The sequence below is a fragment of the Moraxella sp. CTOTU47915 genome, from assembly GCF_031986685.1.
GTDB classification, from domain to species: Bacteria; Pseudomonadota; Gammaproteobacteria; order Pseudomonadales; family Moraxellaceae; genus Faucicola; species Faucicola tetraodonis.
Window position 1 is genome coordinate 199,157 of record NZ_DAMAAE010000001.1, and the last position, 20,389, is coordinate 219,545.

Here is a 20,389-nt window from a genome sequence, read left to right on the forward strand (position 1 = left end):
TACAATCCAAGCGAATTAATGCTAAAGTAGTCACTCTTATCAATAGTTACAGAATTTAGGATGGGTAATGGCGATTATTAAGTCTTTGTTGGACACGGATTTATACAAATTTACCATGCTACAAGTGGTACTACACAAGTTTCCACAGACGCATAGCGTATATGCGTTTCGCTGTCGCAACCTTGAAGACACCGCCTATCCTCTATCAACGCTACTCGATGAAGTCAATGCCGAGCTCGATGCGCTTTGTGAACTACGCTTTACAGCTGATGAGCTGCAATACCTTCGTGGTCTGCGCTTTATCAAAAGTGATTTTGTTGATTATCTGGAATTATTTCAACTCAAACGGCGTTTTATCAAAGCGACCCTTGATGCCGAAGGTCGGTTAGACATTCGTATTGAAGGCCCGATGATTCAAGCGATGATGTTTGAAATCTTTGTGTTGGCGATTGTCAATGAACTGTATTTTAGTCACCTTGATCAGCAATCGGCTTGGCAAGTCGGTGAACAACGGCTAAACGATAAACTGCTACTGTTACAAGATTATCGTCGCCAAATGGCGGCTTATGACGTCCCGTTTTTGGTATCAGATTTTGGTACGCGTCGACGTTATAGTGTCGCTTGGCAAGAACAAGTGATTGAGCGGTTGATGGCAGTGCCGGAAATATTTCGCGGTACCAGCAATGTGTATTTTGCCAAACAGTTCGATATCACCCCAATTGGCACAATGGCTCATGAATTTCTGCAAGCCTTTCAGGCGCTCGATGTGCGCTTGCGTAATTTCCAAAAAGCGGCACTCGAAGCTTGGGTTCAAGAATATCGAGGAGACTTAGGTATTGCATTGACAGACGTGGTCGGAATGGATGCCTTTTTGCGCGATTTTGACTTGTATTTTGCCAAGCTATTTGATGGACTGCGTCATGACAGTGGTGACCCGTATGAATGGGGCGAAAAAGCCTACGCGCACTACCAACAACTCAAAATTAACCCAAAAACCAAAATGTTAAATTTTAGCGATGGGTTGACGTTGCAGAAGGCGTGGGCGCTGTACTTGCATTTTAACGACCGTTTTCAACTTGGGTTTGGTATCGGGACTCACCTGACCAATGATATGGGGCAAACACCGCTCAACATCGTCCTAAAACTGGTTGAATGTAACGGGCAATCGGTTGCCAAAATATCCGATAGCCCGGGCAAAACCATGACCGATAACGATACCTTTTTGGCATATCTGCGCCAAGTATTTGATATCGCTGAGTAAAAATTCTAAAGCGCTCATTGCAAAAAACCAATAAACTAAATCTGCGCGTTCAATCTCACGCCCAATCATGGCAATGTATGCCATGAATTTGGACGATTGAACTATTATTGCACATCAATACACCAATATTTGGTAGTCACATAATCTTCAATCCCATATTTTGAGCCTTCACGACCGAAACCGGATTGCTTCACACCGCCGAATGGTGCAACTTCAGTTGATAACAGTCCTGTGTTTTGCGCAACCATACCATATTCGAGTCCTTCACACACTTTCCACGAACGCGCAACGCTTTGGGTATAAGAATACGCCGCTAGTCCATAAATCGTATTGTTGGCATGGGCAATCACTTCGTCATCGGTATCAAAAATAAATACCGGGGCGACGGGACCAAAAATCTCTTGGCTAGCGATGTCCATGTCATCGGTGATACCCGTGATAATGGTTGGCTCAAAACTTAAATCTGACGCGCTGTGTTTCTTTCCACCGGTGACCACGGTCGCGCCTTTGTTGACCGCATCTTCAAGTAACTGCTCGACTTTGTCCATTGCATCTTGGTTGATGAGCGGACCGATATTCACGCCCTCTGTCATACCGTTACCAACTTTTAAGGCTTCTACTTTTTGTTTGAAGATGGCTAAAAATTTGTCTTTAATACTTGATTGCACATACACGCGGTTTGCACAGACACAGGTTTGCCCCGCGTTACGGTATTTGGAAGCAATAAGACCGCTTGCCGCTTTTTCTAAGTCGGCATCATCAAAGACGATAAATGGGGCATTACCCCCTAGTTCCATCGAGAGTTTTTTGACCGTGGAGGCGCACTGCGCCATCAGCACGCGACCAACTTCGGTAGAGCCGGTAAAGGATAGTTTATGGATACGTTCATCTTGGGTGAGCACTTCGCCAATGACGGATGACTTGCCGGTGACGATTTGTAGCAAGCCTGCAGGTAAGCCTGCACGTATGGCAAGTTCGCCCAGTGCTAATGCGGTCAAGGGTGTTTCAGTGGCAGGTTTGACAATTATGCTACAGCCAGCAGCTAAGGCAGGGGCAACTTTGCGGGTAATCATGGCGGCAGGGAAGTTCCACGGGGTGATTGCGGCACAGACACCGACGGGCTGTTTTAACACGACGTAGCGTAAGTCTTGGTTGGTTGAAGGGATGACATCGCCATAGATGCGTTTGCCTTCTTCGGCAAACCAGCGGATAAAGCTGTTGGCATAGCCAATTTCACCGCGCGATTCGGTGAGTGGCTTGCCTTGTTCGGCGGTCATGATGGTGGCTAAGTCGTCTTTGTGTTGGTCGATTAAGTCGGCCCATTGGGTTAATATGTCTGCTCGCTCTTTGGCGGTTTTTTGTGCCCAGGCAATTTGTGCGTGATGCGAGATGGCAACGGCGTCTGCAACTTGGGCTTTTTGTAGACTCGGTACGCTACCAATCACTTGGTTGTCAAATGGGTTGGTGACGTCGATGGTTTCGCCATTGGTCGCCCCTATCCATTGGTTGTTAATGAGTGCTTGGGTTTGCAGTAAGTTAGGGTCTTTTAGGTTTAGCATGTCAAGTCCTTGTGTGGTTGTTTATATTATCTGACTCATTATAGGCTGTTACCTACGGTCTGCAATACCCCTATAATGTTGCATTATATGTCTCGCCTGCAAACATTTGAGATAAACAATTGAGAAAAAACCGAGTTGATTTACTCAGCTCGGTTTTTTTATAGCAAGGTTCAAACTGTCAGCAACCTACGCTATTAGCATCTGATGGCTTAAAGTGTTATCACATACACATCAAGTTTATCAATTTGGCTGATGAATAACTGCCCGATTAAATAATGCAAATATTGAGTAAAAATTTTAATTTCATGCAATAAATTGTTATGCCAAAAAAACACATACCAGCAAATACCAACGCTGCAATGCCTTTTAAAATTTCATACAGCGCGACTAGCAGCATGGATCGACTGGTTGCAGCGTGGTTATTTTTTGATGAAAAAAACATAGTTTTCTGATTATGATCGTTTTTGATTAGCCATCGCCTAATAGGATTGATAAATTATCATACCTGTCTTAATTTAATCAGGCTGTACCATGACATTGACCGTTTCGCCTTGAAAGTCAAGCGTTTGAATCATCTGCCAGCCCCAGTGTTGGTAGCGCGCCGTTTCATCACTGGCATATAAATAAACCTTGTCAAAGCCTAATCGATGCGCTTGTGTCACCGCATAGTTGGTCAACTGCTTGGCATGGCCTTGCCCGCGATACCGTGGCTCAACATATAAATAACCCAGCCAAGGATTACGGGCGGCTGGTTGGCATTGACCCATCTCATCAAAGCTTAATGTCACCGCCCCGACCAAATCGTTGGGAAAGCGTTTATCAGTGTCAACTAACAGCCAAGTGCGAGGCATCGCCGCGCTAAATTCTTGCGCAAAAAATTGTAGCAAGTCTTCACGCCTATCATAGCCCCATACTTGCCATTGTTGATCTACTAACGCATCAAGATAGTTGGGATGGTTTGTCAAACTTAATAGGTTGAAATGCGCGGGTAAGGTTGTATCTGTCATAAGCTTTTGATGCTCTAATTAAGCAAATTAATTGCAACAAGGTGAAAATTGATGATTAACCGTTAATTGTGACAAGCTCAGCCAATAGCGTTGATTGCGGTAAAAAAATGACTCGTGCATACTATCAACTTGCGCAAATTGCTCTGCCAACTGACCGTCAAATTCTTGTAACGGTAAGTTTAAGGCTTTCAGGTTGGCTTCATACGCCGACCACTGTTTTGCCAAGTCATTTTTATTGGGTATCCCGTTTTTTAGTAAGTCTGGAAAATATAATTGACAAAAATCATTAATCTCATCATCACTCATGTCACTAAACGCCGATGGTGGGCAAATATCTAGGGCAAGAGGCTGCGCCGACCAAGTCACCGCCGCCAATGGCAATGCATAGCTGATTGCCAAGCGGTAGTCCTGTGTGTCTACCTGTTTTGGCTCTGTTAAGCTTTGCAGTACCAATGGCTCAAGTCTCAGCTTGGCAGGTTGCGCCGGTTGGTGATACAGATAACTTGTTTGGGCATTGTCAAAAAAATAATCGGTAAGCTCACTGTCCAACATAGTGCGTCGTCGGTGTCGCTGCGCGCTTGTGATGCCTAAGTCAAACAAGTGAATGGTTTGACTGCCAAGGGTTAGGTGATCGACATACATGGCTAAGCTCCTTATGGAGTAGACACACCGCGGGTAATCGACTGCGCAGGCGAGCCACTCCAAACGCTATCGCTTGGCAACTCCTCACCTTTCATCACCAGCGTCATCGGTTCAATGATGACGTTATCATGAACTTGGGTGTCATACAGTACCGTACTACGCGAACGCACTGTGACCCCATTACCGATTTTGACGGTGCCAATTTTCATAATACGGTCTTCAAACAAATGGGTTTGCGGCCCGGTATGGTTGTTTAACTCACAATCATCGCCAAGGCTGACACAGTCAAACTCCGTCATATCGGTGCTATCAAGCCAGGCACGTTTACCGATTTTGGCACCGAATAACCGCATCACCCAAGGCAAATATACCGTGCCACGTAGGTAGTTATTGATACTGGGTACCACAATTGCTTCGTATAGACTGGTCACCGCTTCCGATAGCCACACAAACAGTGTCCACATCGGCGCCGAACGTGGGCGATAACGTCCAACCAATAGCCATTTGAGCAGTGCCACAAACACAATACTGCCAAGTCCATACAGCACACCACAGCCCAATAAGGCTAGCAGCGCAATGCCCGTGTTATAGGCATCTTCCATATTAAGCACGACTTGGACTATCGTATAACCCACCCCAATGGTAAAGGCAAGCGGCAAAACAATACGCAGTCCTTCAATCAAGGCACGGCTCATACGCCTGCCGATACTAGGCGCAAAGGTCAACGCTGGCGCATAACTGTTAATCACTTCACGCGCTGGTAAACGAATCGCTGGGGTACCAAACCAGGTGTCGCCTTGTTGCATTTGCTCATTAACAGGCACGCGAGATTGCACACCAATGAGCACATTATCAGGGATGTTACTACCATCTGGTACATAGGCGCCATTACCAATAAATGAGCGATTGCCCACCACGGTTGGTTTTAGGTGCATCCAGCCTTGGCGCACCTCTTCATCACCGAGCATGACCGCATCGGCGATAAAGCTGCCTTCACCCAAGGTGAGCATATCAGGTACCACGCCCATAGCCGTCGAGATTTCGGCATTCTTGCCCACGGTTGCCCCAAGTAAACGATACCATGACGGCGCATACACTGTGGCATATATCCCATGCAAGGTCTGCAAACTTGCCTCTTGGATTAAATTGGCCAGCCATTTACGGCGATATAGACTACCGTGTACCGGATGCATACCAGCTTGCAACTTTGGTACGGCTATCCAACGAATCATGGCAGAGACAATGACTGTTAAAAAAATCATCACCGCAGTGGCAGGAATGGCCAACACAAAATAGCGTAACATGATCCAGTGATAGTCTACAGTCTGGAAAAACGGCATCACAAATTTATCATCAAACCAATCCACCATGATAAAGGTCGGGAAAATAGGCATAAAGAATAGACAAGCAATCGCCATCATCCCTAAAATGTAATATAAATGCAGTCCCAGCGTGATCGTTTGCGGATGTGAGGCAGGCATCGGCGCAGGTTTGTTCATGGCTTGAAGCGGCGCCCCTTGCCACGCACTATTTTCAGGCAAAACAGCCCCGCTTACGAGGGCTGATAACCCGTCTAAATGACTGCCCTCTTTCATCATGGTATTGCCTTCAAGCACGGCATACGAGCCCACGTAGGTATGATCGGCCAAGTCAATATTACCAAGGTGTAGCCAGCCTTTTTCCACATAGGCGTTATCAAGATTGACCCCATTACCGATATCCACATGACTGCCAATACTCAGTAAATGCGCATTGCGAATAGTAATTGAGCCAATGTTGACATGCTGTCCCACCGTCGCGCCCAACGCTCGCAAATAACTGGGGTAAAGACTTGAGCCTGCGAGCAAATAATTTGGTGCTAAATCGGTCAACCGGTCGGCAAGCCACCAACGGGTATATACCATGCCCCACAATGGATATTTCCCTGCTTTTACCCCAGTCATCAGTAAGCGATTGCCGATAATCGCGACCACAAACCCCAAGACTTCCACCACGATAAAGGTCAATAACGACCAGACTATCGCTAATATCATTGAATCATTGGAACCACCGGTAAAATAATGGTAAGTAAAGAAAGGTGCCAGCCACTTCATGATTTGTAAGGCGATAATCACCGGCAAATACAGGGTTTGCAATACCGTTGCTGTCAAGCGCTGCATGCTAGTTGCTTGATAGCGTTCATGCTCTTGGCGATCTATTGATAAAACATCTGACAAATTGCGCTGTTGACTTCGCATTTTTTCGCTAATGCCTGCCACCGTGCGCGCTTGGTAGATATCAGCAATGGTCAAATGGCTATAGGCAGGCACTTGACGTAGCTGGGAAATCAGCCGAGCCACTAAGAGCGAATGCCCGCCCAAATCATCAAAAAAGTCGGCTTGTCGTGAGATGGCCTGCAGACCTAACAAGCTTTTAAGTTTATCAAACAACACGGCTTCAGCCTCATCCGTAGGCTCATCGCCTGCCACATCGCTTTGCAGATCGGCTAACGGCATGGCTTTTAGGGCTTTGCGGTCGATTTTGCCCGATGGCAAACGCGGTACTGCACTATCTTCAAGCCACTCAAAGCGTGCAGGCACCATATAGCTTGGCAAGCGTTGCCGCAATAAATGGCGTAAATCTTGTTGACTATAGCCTTCGCTTGATTGTTGTTTTTCGGCGTCATCTGCCACCACAAAGGCGACCAGTTGGTCAACCTCATTGAGTGGACGCAACACCACCGCTGAGGTACCGATATTGTCAATATCCACCAACGCCGATTCGATCTCGCCAAGCTCTACCCGAAAGCCACGGATTTTGATTTGGTCATCGGCGCGCCCAAACATATAGATGTTGCCAGTGGCATCAATTTTTGCCAAATCGCCAGTGCGGTATAAGATTTTTTCATCGTCAGTCTCAGCGACTGGGTTATCAATAAATTTTTCAGCCGTGAGTTCTGGGCGACCCAAGTAACCGAGCGCCACACCACGACCAAAGATACACAACTCGCCCGTTTCGCCCAAGGGTAAAATATCCCCGGTTTCGCTTCGCACCAACATACCGTAATTGGGCAAAGGAATCCCAATGGTGACCGGCTCATTGGGCTCAAGCAGCGCCAGACTTGCCGACACCGTGGCCTCAGTCGGGCCATAGGTATTAAACAATTGGCGATTGGGGATATTAGCAGGTTTGGCAAAACGACGCACCACCGCATCGGGACACATCTCACCGCCCAAATTCATGATGCGAATACTGGGCACATCATTAGGCAATAACGCCACCAAGGTGGGTACGGCATGCAGTACGGTGATATGTTGTTCGGTTAACGCTTGATACAACGCCTCAGGGTCTGCCACAATCGCTTTTGGCGCAATCCAAAGACTTGCCCCAACCAAATAGCTGATCCAAATCTCTTCAAACGACATATCAAACGATACTGAAAACCCTTGATACACTTTATCGTCAGCAGTAATGCCTAGACGGGCATTTTCTGAGCGCAAAAAGTGGCAAATACAGGCTTGCGACAACAAAATGCCTTTGGGTTTGCCCGTACTACCCGACGTGTAGATGACATAGGCAGGGTCGCTTGGTTTTACCTCACCCCGTCGTCGCCAACTGTGCTGTGGATAATCGCTTATACTTGGCATACTGCTCCGCAGTTGTTCTACCGTCCATAGGCTTATCGGTAGCGGTGCTAACAGCTCAGTAACCACCGGCGCTAAATCATCGGATGTGACCAGCCCCACAGCATTGGCATCTTCCAGGCAGACCAAAATCCGCTCGGGCGGGATATCGGCATCCATCGGCAGCCAGCCGGCGCCCGTTTTGGCAATCGCAAGCTGGCTAATCAGTAAGTCTAAGCCACGATTTTGCCAAAGCCCTACCAACTGCCCTGCAGTTACCCCTTGCGCCATCAGTCTGTCAGCCAGTAGATTGGCAGCGTCATCAAGCTGTTGATAAGTCAAGCTTTTACAGCCAAAGGTTAACGCGGTTTTTTGTGGGTAAGCTTGCGCGGTTGTCTCAAAGATATCTGCAAGTGATTCATTTTTTATAATACTAGGGACAGTCGCACCACGCACAATCGATAAGGTAGGATGGGTTTGGGCAACAGAAAGGTTAAAGGGGTTTAACACCAAATTATTCATAGCAATAGGCTCTTTTTTCGCCGGCTATTTCGCTTCGCCGATTTCAATTCATCAGTGCCATGATAAAGGGTCGTTATTAGTTCGAAATTAGCAGATTCCGCACTAATGTAATTTTATGTAAACGCGATTTGTGCCATTTTTGAATAAAAAAAAGACTGGTATTGACCAGTCGTTTAAGGTGTTTAGATGAAGTTTAGACAAAGTTTTTAGACCTTGTTTTTTAATCCTTGTTTTTTAATCCTTGTTTTTTGCTTATTTAGCAATACCGCCATGACCTGAGCACGCACCACGGGTTGACTTAGCATTCGATACTGCGCCATCTTTACATTTAAAGCCAGTGTTTACTGTAGTGTTTGCAGGTACGGCTTTGGTGGCTGGCACAGCGGGTGTCGCTTTAACAGGCATAGGTTTAGTAGCTGTTTTGGTAGTCGTTACTGACGCTGTTTTTGCAACAGGCGCAGTGCTTTTCACAACAACGGCTGGTTTTGCAGGGGTCGCAGGCATGGTTGATTGCGTAGTAGCGGCAAAGCTTGCAGTCGCAACGGCACTGGCTAGGGTTAATGCGATAACTTGAGTGATTTTCATAATATAATCCTTTAAACAATAGGCAACGGTGAGTATACGTTTACCAAACAAGTCTTGATAATCGCTTGTTTGTTAGGGTTATTATGACAATGCTCACTTAGGCAAGACTTAGAAAATGAAATTTTATCGCCAAATTTTCTCAAAAGATGTAAGCAATCTTGCTATAGTTTCTCAGCAAGTAGGTTTACCACACCCCTATATGCTAAGTTGTCAATGTTACAAGGTCTTAGCATTAAATATTACAAGGATTTACTATTATAAGGCATTTATACGGTGATATCCCACGTGACTGTGACATCAAGCCCAGTAATGCTGGTAGGTTGGGAGGGCGGGTAGCGATTTTGCATCATAAGCTTACCACCACTATTGGCAATCAGATTGCTCACAATGGACAAGCCGAGCCCAAAGCCGTTTGCCGTATGGTCGGTTTGTGTTTGATAAAATGGCTCAAGCACTTTGGCGATGTCAGCCTCTTCGATACCCTGCCCAGTGTCTTTTACCGATAACACAGCTTGCACAGTGGTGCCACTGACTTGTTGGTAGACGGCGACATCAATACTGCCGCCGCTTGGCGTGTATTTAATGGCATTTTCAATAAGATTTTGGGCAATGATGTTAAAGCCTAATTCACTTATTGGTAATTGAACATCCATTAACTCATCAACACCCAGATTGAGCTGTTTTTGCTCGGCCAATGGGTAATAATCAATTAATAGCTGTGAAATAATCGCACTGGTTGAAAACGCCGTTAACTTTTCAAACGGATGCAGTTGTTCAGTTTTGGCAAGTAGCAATAACTGGTTCATTAAATGGTTATTTCGCTTGATACTGGCGAGTAACTCATCAACCGCCTGCTCAAAATTTGGTGTGCCAACCGTTAAATTTTTAAGTTGTTCTGCTTGCAACAACACGGCGGTCATTGGCGTACGCAGCTGATGCGAGGCATTGGCAATAAAGCGCTGATTGCTTGCCATCATGGTCATTAAGTCATTAATCTGCTGCTGAATCAGTCGTAAAAACGGCTGAATTTCGGTGGGCAGATTAGCAACCAAGTCATCATTGATAAGTAAGCTTAAATCATTACGGTAGGCAGTCTTGGCAAGTTTTTGTGGCGAGTTGGCACTGTGCTGCAAAATCTCTGTGACGGTGCGTAATGGTAAGAATAGCTGGTTGATGGTTAACACCAATACCAACACGAGCAGTGGAATCAATAATAGTAATGGCAAAATAATTTGTTTGGCGCTTTGCCAAGCGAGGGTATGACGAATGCCAGATTTTTCGGCAACCAGTAGCCGCCTTGTCAGCAAATTATTGTCTGCATTGTGAGGATCTGCCGTAAACAAATATACCCGCCAACCCCCTGTCTTGGTTTGTATGTCATACAGACCATCAGCCCGATTTTTCAACGCTTCTAACTGACTGACACCAAAAAAAGATTGCAGCCGTGGGTCGTGCAGCCAATAAATAATGGTTCGATTTTTTTGCTTATCGTTATTAAATAATTCAATATCAATGGCATTTCTATCATTATCGCTTTTTACCTCTGATAACGACGGCAAATCATAGTTAAAGTTTACATTGACTTGATCTTGTTGAAACGTCAAATCATGGCTTTTTGCCAAGCTCACCAAACTCGCTAATTTCATATCTTGTAGTTTTTGGGCTTGTTTGTAGCCTTGCCACGCACCAAACCCTGCAACCACACAGCTAAAGAACAGCACAACGATTGTCAACGTGACCACCAATCGCCATTGTAGCGAATGGCGAAATTTGGCTTTTGGCATTGTCGGTTGACTGTTAGCTAACGGGGCTAAAGTAGTAGTGAGCGGCTCACTCACGATTTTTTATCCACAAACCAGCCCAAGCCTCGAATATTTTTAATAACATCGGGGCTTAATTTTTTGCGAAGGCTATGAATGATAAATTCAATGACATTGCTTTCAATGTCATTGTCCCAAGCGTAAATTTTATCTTCAAGCGCTTGCCGTGATTGCACCGCGCCTGCATGGCTCATTAACGCGTACAGTACGGCATATTCTCGATTGCTTAAAAATTTCCACTCGCCTTGAAACTGCACTTGCCGGCTGTCCATATCAAGTGTTAATACATCATTGCTGAGCTGATTGGACTGATAGCCAAGTTGCCGACGTTTAACTGCACGAATGCGCGCGAGTAGCTCACTTAAATCAAACGGTTTAACCAAATAATCGTCTGCGCCCAAATCCAAGGCCTTGACCCGCTCTTGCACACTGTCATTGGCAGTAATCATAATGATGGATAAATCTTTGCCATACGGCTGTTTACGCGCATGGGCAATTAAACGAATGCCATCTTGATATGGCATATTCACGTCCAGCAAAATCACTTCATAGACGTTATCTCGTATCGCAAAATTGGCTTGTTTGCCATCGGTGACCCAATCAATCGCATCGCCATTGACTTCAAAGGCGCCTTGCAAGGCTCGCCCAATTTGTTTGTCATCTTCGGCTAATAAAATACGCATAATTTCCAATGTTTATATTTTAATGGCTTATCTTATGTCAGTTAACCGCTGAATAAAAGGCCTAACAACTTAAAACTCACTTAGCGAATACTCGCCATCGCTACCACCGATCACTTAGCGTTTGGTAATTGACGCTGCATAAACGCATTGACCTTGTTAAAGGTGGGATAAAACGACTGCAACGGTGTTGCCAGTCCAATGACGACGCCTGCATGAGTGGCAGGGACTTGCACCCGCTCCACCTTGCCGCCTGCTTGGGTCAGCGCTTTTTGTAGGCTATCAGCATTTTGTGGGTAGACAAGCATATCTTTACTGCCTGTGACCAACAAATGCGGGGGTACATCTTGGCGGATATGATACACAGGCATCACTTGCTGGCGGGTGCTATCAGCTGGAAAGGCGACTTTGGTAGTACCGCCACGAAAATCATAATCATACGGCCCTGCTAGTCCAATCACGCCTAACACCGCTTTATCAGGAATGCCTGCTTGTGACCAAAACCGTTTATCATCAACCGCTGAGACCACATTAAAAGCACCGGCTGAATGCCCCATGACAAATAGCTGATTAGGGTTGCCGCCATACTGATTAATATGTCGATACACCCAACCCATCGCATTGGCCGTGTCTAGCACATAATCAGGGAATACGTTTGCAGGGGCTAAGCGATAATCCACCACCACTGTGGTATAGCCCGACTTGGCAAACTGCTTACCGACAAAGCCATAGGTTTGGCGTTTGCCATGTTGCCAGCTGCCCCCGTATACAAATATCAACACAGGGTGACGCTGACCGTCTGCAGGGGTATAAATATCGAGTTGTTGACGAGTATCCGTGCCATAGGCAATATTTTTGATGATTTTAATACCATTTGATACCGTGCTAGTGCTATCAGCTTTTGCAGCAATTGGTGCGTTTTTTGTCGCCATGGCATGACAGCCTGTCAAACTTAACCCCACAAGGGCTATAACCGCAGCAGCCCCAAGTTTGAATTTATTCAAGCGGACGGTGGCGGATGACAGGTGTTTTGTAGCGTGGGTCGATGAATTCGGCATAGGTTTCGCTTTTTTAAGGGTTTCGCTTTTTTAAGATTTTCGCTTTTTTAAGATTTTTGCTTTTTTAAACAATTACGTTTTTGAGTCAGGACGTTAAATTTGAAATGATTAAATATTTATGTAAGAGGATGGCTTTTTGTTAAGTATAATCGCTTATAAGCGTTAATCAAATGCCCGCTGTAGTGAATTGGTAACAGCGGTAACCACCCACATCACATTTTGGTAGTCATATAGCTGCTCATTGGTGGGCGTCGCAGCGTACACCGAGGAATGTTGATAAAAAACCATCACGGATAATAGCCATTTATAGGCTTTATTAAGCCGTTTACCCGTATGCCGTTGAACCGTATTGTTTAACTTTCTCATGAAGCTTTTACCCTTATGCCCTTATGCCCTCGATAAAAAATTATCGCTCAAGTATTAATCAGTTTTGCCAAGACAGGGAATGCAAATTGTGTACCAAATAAGAAAATAATTAAAAAATAGCGGGTTTTGAAAACGCATAAAAAAGCGCTTTAAGCCGTGATGACTTAAAGCGCTAATGGTTGAGGTTGATGGCTATAAGGACTCGTTATCTGAAGTGTTACCTGTTTTATGGATATCTTCAGTGGGATTGCCTTCTGTCACCGTACCATCATTGGTGGGATTATCGCCCTTTGCTTTTGGATTAAAGGCTTTATTACGCGCATCGGCATTTTCAAGCCATAGCGCGTTTAAAATCGCCAATAATACCGCAAACCCCAATCCTAATATCCACGCAAAATACCACATTGTGTTCTCCTATTGAGTTGCCTTGATTTGGGTCAGTAAAGTGAATGCTCTTGCTCTCGAACATAAGCCTTGGTCACTTTACCGCGCATCACGCTATATGCCCAGCTGGTGTAGCCTACAATCATCGGTAATAACACCACCACGACAAACAACATAATCATCAAGGTAAGATGACTCGATACACTGTCCCAAATCGTCAAGCTTGAACGTGGATCGCTAGAGGATGGCATGACAAACGGAAATAATGCCACCCCTGCGGTCATAATCACACTAAGCACAGCAATACTGGAGGCAATAAATGCGGTTAAGGTTTTACGCGCTTTTAACAATATCGCCGTGACAATCGGCATGATGACACCAAGTACAGGGAATGCCCATGCCAGCGGATACTCATGATAATTTGCCATCCATGCGCCCGCTTGACGCGTCACCTCTTTATTAAGCACATTTGGTAAGGCTTGGGGGTCAATGTGGCTGGTGATACGATAGCCGTCAATCGATTGTATCCATACCCCTGCTATCACAAACAGTACTGCCATCACCATACTACTGATAGCAGCGTAGTTAAGGGTACGATTTTGTACCTCATCAAGGGTGCGATGCGCCAAATACGCCCCACCTTGCATAATCAACATAGACGCGCTGATCAAGCCGCACAGTAGGGCAAATGGATTAAGTAATGCCCAAAATGAGCCTGTATAAGTCGATACCAAATGGTTATTAAAACTAAAAGGCACGCCTAAAAACAAGTTGCCAAATGCCACGCCAAACACCACAGCCGGGATAAATGAACCGACAAACAACCCCCAGTCCCACGCTTTGCGCCAGGTTGGATTGTGTATCATACTGCGATATTTAAACCCCACCGGGCGGAAAAATAACGCCCACAATACTGCCATTAACGCCCAATAAAAACCGCTAAAAGCGGTGGCGTACACCATCGGCCATGCCGCAAAAATCGCGCCACCTGCCGTGATAAACCATACTTGGTTACCCTCCCAGTGCGGACCAATGGTATTGATAATCACCCGCCGCTCTTCATCATCTTTGCCGACAAAAGGCAGTAACGAACACACGCCCATATCATGCCCATCCATGATAGCAAACCCAATGAGCAGCGCACCGACTAATAACCACCAAATAATTTTGAGTGTTTCATAATCAAACAACATGATTCACCTCGGCTGTATCATGGGGCAAATTTAATGAAGGACTCACATGAACCTTGTGAGTATCTTCGCCGTAGTATTTGCCTGTACCTAGACTTGCGGGTCCTTTACGGGCATATTTCACCATCAAGTACATTTCAATCATCAGCAGCACCGTATAAAAACCAACAAATCCCGCCAGCGAGGCATACACATTCGCCACGCTAATGTTGGAGACTGAAAAATAGGTCGGTAACATGCCATAAATCGTCCAAGGTTGACGCCCATACTCGGCAACAAACCAACCAAATTCCGCAGCAAGCCAAGGCGCAGGCAGCATCAATAATGCCCAACGTAACAGCCAAGGTTTTTGGATAAAGTTATCTTTGACACTTGACCAAAGACTAATCGTAAACAATGCCAACAATAAAAAACCCAAGCCCACCATGGCACGGAATGACCAAAACATCGGAATAATAGGTGGAATAGTGGCATCGGTGGCCTGTTTAATCATGGCAGGCGTGGCTTTGCTGACATCTGGCGAATAGCGTTTGAGCAATAACCCAAAGCCCAAGTCTTTTTTTACCTTTTCAAATTCTGCCACTGTCACAGGATTTGGGGTTGAACCTGGGGGCGCACTGCGTAATTGATCCAGTAGCAACACCGCTTTTTGACCATTGATGATGCGTTTTTCATTGATGATTTTGATGTCATGGATACCCAAAATCGGGGTATCTAGTGAGCGCGTCCCAATCAAGCCCATCACATACGGAATTTGCACTGCCCAGTTGTTTTTTTGCTCGGCTTGGTTGATATCTGCAATCAAATTAAAACTGGCAGGCGCAGGCTCGGTTTCCCACATCGCCTCTATCGCTGCCATTTTGGTTTGCTGTGCCAAGCCAATGGAATAACCCGACTCATCACCCAGTACGATGGTGCTACAAATCGACGCAAAACCAAATGCCGCCGCGACTTGAAAGCTGCGTTTGGCAAATTCGACATCGCGTTTTTTGAGCAGATACCACGCTGAGATGGCAAGCACAAAGGTCGCTCCCACCGTATAGCCGGCAGAGACGGTATGCACAAATTTGTTTTGCGCATCAGGGTTAAATAATACTGCCGCAAAATCGGTCATTTCCATGCGCATGGTTTGGTAACTAAACTCTGCGCCAACCGGATTTTGCATCCACCCATTGGCAATCAAAATCCACAACGCGGATAGATTGGTACCCAGTGCCATCAATATAGTCACCAGCAAATGCTGTCCGCGTGACAGTCTATCCCAACCAAAGAAAAACAGTCCGACCATGGTCGATTCTAAAAAAAATGCCATCAAGCCTTCAATGGCAAGCGGTGCACCAAAAACATCGCCGACATATTGTGAGTAGTACGCCCAGTTGGTACCAAACTGGAATTCCATAGTGATGCCTGTGGTGACACCCAAGGCAAAGTTGATGCCAAACAGTTTGCCCCAAAAACGCGTCATGTCCTTCCACACTTCTTTGCCTGTCATCACGTACATCGATTCCATGATGACCAGCAGCCACACCATGCCCAGTGTGAGTGGTACAAATAAAAAATGATATAACGCCGTGACTGCAAACTGCAGACGGGAGATATCGACGAGATGTTCTGTTATCATGTTGACTCCTTGGTTTGACAACCAATTCAGATGTCAATTACCCTCATGCGTGGTTTAAAAAAGGGTAATTTTTTATTTACAAACATTATATAAATCTATAAATTATTTGTCATGCGGCATAATGTCGCACCCGACTACAAAATACTATGATTAGTATTCCGTTGCTGCTACCATCTTCTCATACCATGTCAAAGATGGTGATAGTTGAATGAGCGATAGTTTATGGGTCTCTTGAAGGTAATATTTTAAAGTGGGCTCGTTCATCGCTTTACTTATTTAATTGTCTTTTATATGGCTTTTTATATGCCTTTATCAAGGTTTTATCAACCCTCATTGGTGGGCACGGTGTTTACACTTTTTTGTCTCATTGCCTTGATGAGCATGATTTGTCGTACCTAACCCGTGCTTGATACGCTATGATATGTCCATTGATTTTATCGTTACTGTTAACCAACCATGTCTGAAAATTCTGCTGTCAACCAAACCCTTCGTCACTATGCTGCTATGGCAAAGCGACCGATTTATATAGCATGGGGACTGTCAGTTGTCTCTACGCTGATATTGATCCTTCAGTCTTGGCTGATTGCGGTCATCTTTGCAGATTGGTTAACACAAATTACCCATCACCGCCCTGCCACTGACGTATTTTTTAATTATCTGCCGTGGCTGATGGGGTGTCTGTTGCTACGTCCTTTACTGCATTTTTGTAAAGACCAGCTGGCGTTAGACGCGGGGCTACAAGTAGCCGGCATCCTACGAAAAACGCTAGTTGAAAAACTGGCACAAGTAGGTGCGGCGCGCTACCAGTATGGCAGTGATGGCGGGCTTGCCAGTATGGTGATTGAGCAATGTGATGCCTTAACGGGCTATGTCAGCCGTTTTTATCTGCAGCGACTGATTGTGGTGAGCACGCCTATAATGCTATTAGTCGCCGCTGCGACCCAAAGCTGGATAGCGACGCTGATTTTACTGCTGACTGCACCGCTAGTCCCTGTATTTATGGTATTAATTGGTCATGCCACCGCCCGTAAAAGTCGGCAACAATTTGCCGCGATGGCACAGCTGAGCGGGCGATTTTTGGATTGGTTACGTGGCACGGCGACATTGCAACGGCTGTATGCTGTCGGGCACGCGAGTCAAGACATCGACGCCTCAGCCGAAGCCTATCGTATGCGCACCATGTCGGTACTCAAAATTGCGTTTTTAAACACCGCAGCGCTAGAGCTGTTAGCAGCGCTGTCGATTGCGCTACTTGCCGTATATTTGGGTTTTGGTTTAATCGGTATTTTACCTTGGCAAAAAAACATGGTGCCTGTGCCTTACCAATCGGCCCTATTTTTACTGCTGTTGGCACCCGAATTTTATGCCCCGCTACGTCAGTTGGGCGCGGATTATCATGTTAAAGCGCAAGCGGAAGGTGCGATTGCTGAATTATCACCGTTGTTAGCGTTTGCGTCAGCGGAAAAAACAAAAGCTAACCCCTTTATATTAACTGCGCCCCCTGCCATTGACGCAGATAATATTTGGGTCAATCATCAGCAGCGCACACGGCTCGCGCCGTTAAGTTTCGCTATTGCCGCAGGGGAACGATTAGCGATTGTCGGTCAAAGTGGCAGCGGCAAATCCACCCTATTGCAAATTTTTTTGGGTTTTTGTGCCTACCAAGGCGATATTTTTATTGACAACCAAAATTTTAACACCATCAATTCCACGCAATTTCGCCACCAAATCGCCTATTTGTCACAGCAAACCATGCTACTGCCGATGAGTATCGCCGATAATTTGCGCCTGCCAAACCCAACCGCCAGTGATGACAAATTATGGCAAATTCTTGCGCAAGTAGGATTAAAACCTTTGATAAAAGCCCTACCAAATCAGCTAGATACTCAGTTAGGTGAGCGTGGTAGCGGGTTGTCCGGTGGACAACAGCGACGACTGGCAATAGCCCAGTTACTATTACAAGACGCGCAGCTTTGGCTGCTCGATGAACCCACTGAGCATTTAGATAGTGATACCGCAGCCGAGATTAATGCGCTATTACAACAAGTGACTAGCGGTAAAACCGTGTTATGGGTGACGCACGATGCCACAAAACTACCTTGGCTGGATCGGCAAATAAGCCTTGATATTGCATCTACTTTGGCGAAGGCGTAACGGTATGACAGCCCCTAATAGTGAAAATAAACTTGCTAGTGAAAATAGGCTTATTAATCAAAATAACTTTGTCAAAACTCACCCGCAAAAAAAAGCAAACAGTCATCAAACCTTTCGTTTAACCCAGCTGTTTAGCACGCAGCTAGATAAATGGCTCATTGCTGCCTGTTTAGCCATGATGACTGCGTTATCGGTGATTGGGCTATTGATGACGTCAGGATGGTTTATTTCTGCGGCAGCAATGGCGGGGATGGTGGCGCTGGGCTCACACAGTTTTAATTATCTGGTACCGGCAGCGATTATCCGTGTGATGGCGATGATACGTACCGCAGGACGCTATGGTGAAATGATGGTGTCCCACCATGCGGTGTTTGGTTTGTTGCAGCGGCTGCGAGTGCGGTTTTTTAACCAGTTTGCACGCCTGCCACTGGCAAATTTATCAAGTACCCTACAATCTACCCATGCCATGCACCGTTTAACCCATGATATTGAGGTACTCAATGAGTTGCCACTGCGCGTGGTATCGCCTTGGCTAGTCGCGACAACCGCTAGCTTGCTAGTAGCCACCTTACTTTATCAGTATGAGGTTAACCCCGTCTTGATTGCCACATTTTTAATCGCGGGTTTGATGCTACCTGCCTTGCTGACATGGCGCAGTATCAAGCACGCCCGCGCTCATCAGGCATTGGCAGAGTCTAGGCGTGTCAGTTTGCTCAATCCGCTATCGGCGCTTACCCATTTATTGATTTGGCAGCGCTGGCAATCCGAATTGACTGCTTTTAACAGCGTCGACACTCAACATACGCATCAGCAAAAGCGCATCCAGCGCGCCCAATCATTGGTCATGCTAATCATGCAGTGGCTGATTGCAGCGGTTTTGGTCGGCTTGTTAGTGGGTTTTTATCACACGCCCCTTGTCATCAGTGTGCCGATGTTGCTTGCGCTATCCCTCGGTATTATGGGCATGACTGACTTGCTAACACCGTTAGTCACCCATTCGCTAGCCCTTGGCAATAGTTTGGCAGCAAAACACCAACTCAATGAATTACTCAATCCTTCGCTACAACCTAGCCATCATTTAACGCCTGATTTAACCAATCACTTAAACCATGATTTAGCCCCTTTACCCATCGATGTTGCGCGCCTAAGTGCACCACTCACACTCACCATCCATCAGCTAGCTGCCAAAATGCCGCAGGCGATTGTCGGTTTCAAAGCTATCAGCTTGACTGCCACCCAAGGCATCCCTGTATTGATTACTGGGCGCTCGGGCGCGGGCAAATCAACACTGTTACAAGCGCTGGCTCGTGAACTAGCACCGCAACAAGGCAGCATAGAGCTCAATGGTAGGGATTGGCTAGCGTTACACGATACGCCCGCGCTCACAGGTTATTTGGGGCAACAGATTGATATTTTTGACCAGACCTTGGCGACCAATTTAAGATTGGGCAACGCCGATGCCAGTGATGAACAGCTTTGGCAAGTGCTGGGTAAGGTTGGACTCAAAGACTGGGCGCGCAGTCAGCCGCTACAATTACAGACCCCGCTAGGGGAATACGGGCAAGCTATTTCCGGTGGACAAGCCAGACGTATTGCCTTGGCACGGCTATTACTTAGCCCAAAAAAAATCTTGCTGCTAGATGAGCCATTTGCGGGACTTGATAAAAAAAGCCGTGAAGCACTGTGGCAAATGCTGGTACAGCATCAGCAGCAAGGCATTTTAATCATTGTCACCCACCATCTTTGGCAAACTGAGTGTCCAATTAATATCGTGCAATTACCTGAGCCTGGTGTTTTTATTTAACCTGTCAGGGGTCAGGTTTGATTTGACAGACAAAAAAATTGATAAAAACATTTTTGAACGTTGCTGTGGGCGTTTATGCAAAACAAATTTTTTTAATCCGATTGCTATAACCTACCTAGCCCGATTCTGCGTTA

Annotated in this window: 15 protein-coding genes; 3 read left to right on the forward strand and 12 right to left on the reverse strand. The window is 46.0% G+C overall.

All coding sequences use genetic code 11. The annotated features are described in order from the left end of the window. The first annotated feature begins 67 nt into the window (after nt 1-67). The gene (gene pncB, locus RTL34_RS00880) at nt 68-1,261 is read left to right on the forward strand and encodes a nicotinate phosphoribosyltransferase (protein WP_007116292.1); all 1,194 of its coding nucleotides are present in this window, start codon (nt 68-70) and stop codon (nt 1,259-1,261) included. Between the two features lie 104 nt (nt 1,262-1,365). On the opposite strand, the gene RTL34_RS00885 is transcribed toward pncB, so the two are convergent. The 12 genes from RTL34_RS00885 to RTL34_RS00940 all read right to left on the reverse strand — a co-directional run bounded on the left by RTL34_RS00885 (nt 1,366) and on the right by RTL34_RS00940 (nt 16,297). Next, nucleotides 1,366-2,820, reverse strand: a complete 1,455-nt coding sequence (locus tag RTL34_RS00885) for an NAD-dependent succinate-semialdehyde dehydrogenase (RefSeq protein WP_312113854.1) — start codon at nt 2,818-2,820, stop codon at nt 1,366-1,368. Nucleotides 2,821-3,335: 515 nt separating this feature from the next. Then, entirely contained in the window at nt 3,336-3,827 is a 492-nt protein-coding gene (locus tag RTL34_RS00890; protein ID WP_312113856.1) for a GNAT family N-acetyltransferase, read from the reverse strand. Between the two features lie 27 nt (nt 3,828-3,854). Continuing rightward, on the reverse strand, nt 3,855-4,469 hold the full coding sequence (locus RTL34_RS00895; RefSeq protein WP_312113858.1) for a hypothetical protein: 615 nt from the start codon (nt 4,467-4,469) through the stop codon (nt 3,855-3,857). An 11-nt stretch (nt 4,470-4,480) separates the two neighbouring features. Next, on the reverse strand, nt 4,481-8,593 hold the full coding sequence (locus RTL34_RS00900) for a Pls/PosA family non-ribosomal peptide synthetase (RefSeq protein WP_312113860.1): 4,113 nt from the start codon (nt 8,591-8,593) through the stop codon (nt 4,481-4,483). A 252-nt stretch (nt 8,594-8,845) separates the two neighbouring features. Next, a complete protein-coding gene (locus tag RTL34_RS00905; RefSeq protein ID WP_312113862.1) occupies nt 8,846-9,178 on the reverse strand; it encodes a hypothetical protein in 333 nt (110 codons plus the stop codon). A gap of 266 nt (nt 9,179-9,444) precedes the next feature. Next, a complete protein-coding gene (locus RTL34_RS00910) occupies nt 9,445-11,016 on the reverse strand; it encodes a sensor histidine kinase (RefSeq protein WP_312113863.1) in 1,572 nt (523 codons plus the stop codon). Then, on the reverse strand, nt 11,013-11,681 hold the full coding sequence (locus tag RTL34_RS00915) for a response regulator transcription factor (protein ID WP_312113865.1): 669 nt from the start codon (nt 11,679-11,681) through the stop codon (nt 11,013-11,015). Before RTL34_RS00915 ends, RTL34_RS00910 begins: the two co-directional genes overlap by 4 nt. Before the next feature lie 110 nt (nt 11,682-11,791). Next, entirely contained in the window at nt 11,792-12,736 is a 945-nt protein-coding gene (locus RTL34_RS00920) for an alpha/beta hydrolase (RefSeq protein ID WP_312113867.1), read from the reverse strand. Nucleotides 12,737-12,898: 162 nt separating this feature from the next. Next, complete coding sequence (locus RTL34_RS00925; RefSeq protein ID WP_312113869.1) at nt 12,899-13,102, reverse strand: hypothetical protein; 204 nt, start codon at nt 13,100-13,102, stop codon at nt 12,899-12,901. Nucleotides 13,103-13,294: 192 nt separating this feature from the next. Continuing rightward, nucleotides 13,295-13,507, reverse strand: a complete 213-nt coding sequence (gene cydX / locus RTL34_RS11540; protein ID WP_219298841.1) for a cytochrome bd-I oxidase subunit CydX — start codon at nt 13,505-13,507, stop codon at nt 13,295-13,297. Between the two features lie 32 nt (nt 13,508-13,539). Next, nucleotides 13,540-14,676: a cytochrome d ubiquinol oxidase subunit II gene (gene cydB, locus RTL34_RS00935; RefSeq protein WP_203172548.1), complete on the reverse strand. Its 1,137-nt coding sequence runs from the start codon at nt 14,674-14,676 to the stop codon at nt 13,540-13,542. Beyond that, on the reverse strand, nt 14,669-16,297 hold the full coding sequence (locus tag RTL34_RS00940) for a cytochrome ubiquinol oxidase subunit I (RefSeq protein ID WP_076774300.1): 1,629 nt from the start codon (nt 16,295-16,297) through the stop codon (nt 14,669-14,671). The genes cydB and RTL34_RS00940 overlap by 8 nt, the downstream gene beginning before the upstream one ends. A gap of 456 nt (nt 16,298-16,753) precedes the next feature. Here RTL34_RS00940 and cydD point away from each other — a divergent pair, with 456 nt between their 5' ends. Both cydD and RTL34_RS00950 read left to right on the forward strand, forming a co-directional pair. After that, complete coding sequence (cydD, locus tag RTL34_RS00945; protein ID WP_312113872.1) at nt 16,754-18,451, forward strand: thiol reductant ABC exporter subunit CydD; 1,698 nt, start codon at nt 16,754-16,756, stop codon at nt 18,449-18,451. A 4-nt stretch (nt 18,452-18,455) separates the two neighbouring features. Next, a complete protein-coding gene (locus RTL34_RS00950; RefSeq protein WP_312113874.1) occupies nt 18,456-20,255 on the forward strand; it encodes an amino acid ABC transporter ATP-binding/permease protein in 1,800 nt (599 codons plus the stop codon). Nucleotides 20,256-20,389: the final 134 nt, after the last annotated feature.

Bases quoted from the DNA above. Each gene is read 5' to 3' on its own strand.
- pncB (WP_007116292.1), top strand. From the start codon at position 68: ATGGCGATTATTAAGTCTTTGTTGGACACGGATTTATACAAATTTACC.
- RTL34_RS00885 (WP_312113854.1), bottom strand. From the start codon at position 2,820: ATGCTAAACCTAAAAGACCCTAACTTACTGCAAACCCAAGCACTCATT.
- RTL34_RS00890 (WP_312113856.1), bottom strand. From the start codon at position 3,827: ATGACAGATACAACCTTACCCGCGCATTTCAACCTATTAAGTTTGACA.
- RTL34_RS00895 (WP_312113858.1), bottom strand. From the start codon at position 4,469: ATGTATGTCGATCACCTAACCCTTGGCAGTCAAACCATTCACTTGTTT.
- RTL34_RS00900 (WP_312113860.1), bottom strand. From the start codon at position 8,593: ATGAATAATTTGGTGTTAAACCCCTTTAACCTTTCTGTTGCCCAAACC.
- RTL34_RS00905 (WP_312113862.1), bottom strand. From the start codon at position 9,178: ATGAAAATCACTCAAGTTATCGCATTAACCCTAGCCAGTGCCGTTGCG.
- RTL34_RS00915 (WP_312113865.1), bottom strand. From the start codon at position 11,681: ATGCGTATTTTATTAGCCGAAGATGACAAACAAATTGGGCGAGCCTTG.
- RTL34_RS00920 (WP_312113867.1), bottom strand. From the start codon at position 12,736: ATGCCGAATTCATCGACCCACGCTACAAAACACCTGTCATCCGCCACC.
- RTL34_RS00925 (WP_312113869.1), bottom strand. From the start codon at position 13,102: ATGAGAAAGTTAAACAATACGGTTCAACGGCATACGGGTAAACGGCTT.
- cydX (WP_219298841.1), bottom strand. From the start codon at position 13,507: ATGTGGTATTTTGCGTGGATATTAGGATTGGGGTTTGCGGTATTATTG.
- RTL34_RS00940 (WP_076774300.1), bottom strand. From the start codon at position 16,297: ATGATAACAGAACATCTCGTCGATATCTCCCGTCTGCAGTTTGCAGTC.
- cydD (WP_312113872.1), top strand. From the start codon at position 16,754: ATGTCTGAAAATTCTGCTGTCAACCAAACCCTTCGTCACTATGCTGCT.
- RTL34_RS00950 (WP_312113874.1), top strand. From the start codon at position 18,456: ATGACAGCCCCTAATAGTGAAAATAAACTTGCTAGTGAAAATAGGCTT.